Annotated in this window: 3 protein-coding genes; 2 read left to right on the top strand and 1 reads right to left on the bottom strand. The window is 74.6% G+C overall.

Annotated features, from left to right (window positions below; genetic code table 11):
- The coding region (locus FRW57_RS20050) for a cobalamin B12-binding domain-containing protein (RefSeq protein ID WP_203230446.1) at window positions 1–714 on the top strand (714 nt) is incomplete at its 5' end.
- 113 nt (window positions 715–827) lie between these two features.
- On the opposite strand, the gene FRW57_RS20045 is transcribed toward FRW57_RS20050, so the two are convergent.
- Window positions 828–1,967, bottom strand: a complete 1,140-nt coding sequence (locus FRW57_RS20045) for a MalY/PatB family protein (protein ID WP_137122905.1) — start codon at window positions 1,965–1,967, stop codon at window positions 828–830.
- 79 nt (window positions 1,968–2,046) lie between these two features.
- On the opposite strand from FRW57_RS20045, the gene FRW57_RS20040 reads away from it, so the two are divergent.
- On the top strand, window positions 2,047–2,577 hold the full coding sequence (locus tag FRW57_RS20040; RefSeq protein ID WP_162529436.1) for a histidine phosphatase family protein: 531 nt from the start codon (window positions 2,047–2,049) through the stop codon (window positions 2,575–2,577).
- The last annotated feature ends 168 nt before the right edge of the window (window positions 2,578–2,745 follow it).

Below are 2,745 nucleotides of genomic sequence, written 5' to 3'. Positions count from 1 at the left end.
GCTCGGCTGCGCACCGACGCCGGCTCGAACGCCAACCTGATGGCGGCCTCGCTCGAGTGCGCACGGGCGGGCATCACCACCGGTGAGTGGGCGGGCGCGCTGCGCGAGGTGTTCGGCGAGTTCCGGGCGCCGACCGGGGTCGGGGGCACCGTCGCCGGCGGTGGGGTGTCCGGGGGAGAGGAGCCGGAGTCAGGGCCGGGCAGGGCAGCCGCCGAGCTGGCCGCCGTCCGCGAGATGGTCCGCCGGACCGGTGAGGAGCTCGGGACCCGGTTGCGGCTGCTGGTCGGCAAGCCGGGGCTCGACGGCCACAGCAACGGTGCCGAGCAGGTCGCCGTGCGCGCCCGTGACGTCGGCTTCGAGGTGGTCTACGAGGGCATCCGCGTGACGCCGGACCGCTTGGTCGCGGCGGCGGTCGCCGAGGACGTGCACTGCGTCGGCCTGTCGGTGCTCTCCGGTTCCCACCTCGTGCTCGTGCCCCAGGTGGTCGAGGGCCTCGCGGCGGCCGGGGCCGGCGACGTCCCGGTCGTGGTCGGCGGGATCATCCCCGAGGCGGACTGCGCCCGGCTCGAGGCGGCGGGCGTGGCAGCCGTGTTCACCCCCAAGGACTTCGGGCTCACCGCGATCATGTCCCAGATCGTCGCGGTGGTGCGTGCCGCCCACGGGCTCGAGCCGCTCCACGCCGCCGAGGCAGCCGGCGACCTGGACAGGTACTGAAGGGGCGGTTCCTGGCTACCGGCGAGCGCGGCGCCAGGAGGAGCAGCGCCGGTACGGGCGCGTGATCTTCGCGTGCTCGCCGGGCCCGCCGGCAGTGCGGTCCCGACAGGGTCTCAGCGCTCCCACGCGGCCGCCAGGCGCTCGACGATCTGCTCGATGCGTTCCGGCGAGGTGGCGAGGTTGACGCGGACGTGCCCCTCGCCCCCAGGCCCCCATGGCCGGTGGTCGACCCAGACCCGCCCGCGCTCGAGCGCGGCCTCGCCGGGGGACGCCAGCCCGTAGGCGCGAGCGTCGAGGAAGGCCAGGTAGGTCGCCTCGAGCGGGCGCATCCGGGCGCGTGGCAGCCGCCCGGACACCAGCTCGGTGAAGAGGGTCCGGTTGGCGTCGAGCTGGTCGAGCAGCGCCGCCCGCCAGGGGCCGCCCAGCTCGTATGCCGCGCGGCTGGCCACCGCCCCGAGCGACGACTGGCCCGGGTGCATCGGGTAGTCCCTCAGCCGTTGCGCATCCTCGGCGCTGCCGCACACGATCTGCGCGCACTTGACGCCCGGCATGTTCCACGTCTTGGTGGCCGACGTCACGGTCACGACGCGGGCCCCGGGAGTGGCCACCGCGGCATACGGCACATGGGTGGCCCCGGGCAGGGTGAGGGGCGCGTGGATCTCGTCGCTGATGACCAGCGCTCCGTGCGCCTCCGCGACGTCACGCAGCGCCTCCAGCTCCTCCCTGGGGAAGGAGCGGCCCCACGGGTTGTGCGGGTTGCAGAGCACGATCGTGCGCGCGCCGGCGCGCAGCTCGCGCTCGATGCCGACGAGGTCGTGGGTGGCCTCGACGGCGTCCGGGTCGATCGGCACGGTGACCAGGCGGCGGCCCGCGTGCCCCACGACGGTCAGGAACGGCGGATAGGCGGGGGTCGGCACGATGACCGGGCCCTCCTCGGCGAGGGTGGCGAGGACTCGGGAGATCGCGTCGACGACGTCGCCGGCCAGCACCACCCGTCGGGGGTCGAACGCCCAGTCCCACTGTGCAGACGCGAAGTTCGCCAGTGCCTCGCCGACGCCGGTCGTCGCGTCCGCAGGACCGTAGCCGAGGCAGCCGCCGTCCACCGCCTCATGCAGGGCTGCGGTGATGGGTTCGGCGACCGCGAAGTCCATCTCGGCGACCCAGGCCGGCAGGACGTCAGCGGGCGCCTCCGACCACTTGATGCAGCCGCTCGCGCGGAGCTCGGCCTCGGTGCGGACTCGCAACAGGTTCATCCGCCGATGGTCCCATCACCGGGCCGTCGGCGGGTGGCACGGTCCGCCCTGGCGGGGGAGGGCGGCATACAGTGAAGGGGTGAGTGACCTGCAGTGTGCGGCGCGGCTGTTCATCGCGCCGCACGGAGAGGCGGACCTCGCCGCGAGCGAGAGGTCGTCGGCTGCAGGCGCACCACTGACCGTCGAGGGCGTGTGCCAGGTGCGCGAGCTCGCGGAGCAGCTTCGGCCCGTCCGGATCTCGACGGTCTGCTCGAGCCCCGACCCGGCGGCGTCGGCGTCGGCACAGGCAGCGGCCGCGGACCTCGACGTGGCGTCGCGGGTCGTGGACGGCCTGCAGGGGCTGGACCCAGCCGAGGGTGAGCCGGCGGCGGTCGCGCGGTTTCAGGCGGCGGTGGAGGAGATCGCGGACCTGCACCGTGGCGAGGACGTGCTGGTCTTCAGCCACGGCGACGTGATGTCGCTCGTGATCCCGATGCTTTCCGGCAACGTGCGGGCCGATCTGGCGGACGGGCACCGTCTGCCACCCTGCGTGCCGGTGCGGGTCGACGTGGACGCCGACGGGTGGCGGCTCGACTCGTGGCCGGCCGCCGACGACGCGGCGCCCGTCTGACCTGCTCCCGACCGTGCTTCCGGCGCCGCTTCTGTCCGCCAGGCCGGTCTTTCGGGGGACACCTCCTCGCCGCAACGGGTCGGGCGACGGAAAGGGTGCCTCCCGGTGCCGCCGGTGGCGCGCTCAGCCGAGGGCGGTGGCGGGAGGCACCCTTTCCGTCGCCCGACC

The sequence above is a fragment of the Segeticoccus rhizosphaerae genome (assembly GCF_009192725.1).
In the GTDB taxonomy this organism is placed as follows: Bacteria; Actinomycetota; Actinomycetes; order Actinomycetales; family Dermatophilaceae; genus Segeticoccus; species Segeticoccus rhizosphaerae.
The sequence above is the reverse complement of the archived record's forward strand: the minus strand, read 5'-3'. Positions and strand labels throughout refer to the sequence as shown.

Bases quoted from the DNA above. Each gene is read 5' to 3' on its own strand.
- FRW57_RS20045 (WP_137122905.1), bottom strand. From the start codon at position 1,967: ATGAACCTGTTGCGAGTCCGCACCGAGGCCGAGCTCCGCGCGAGCGGC.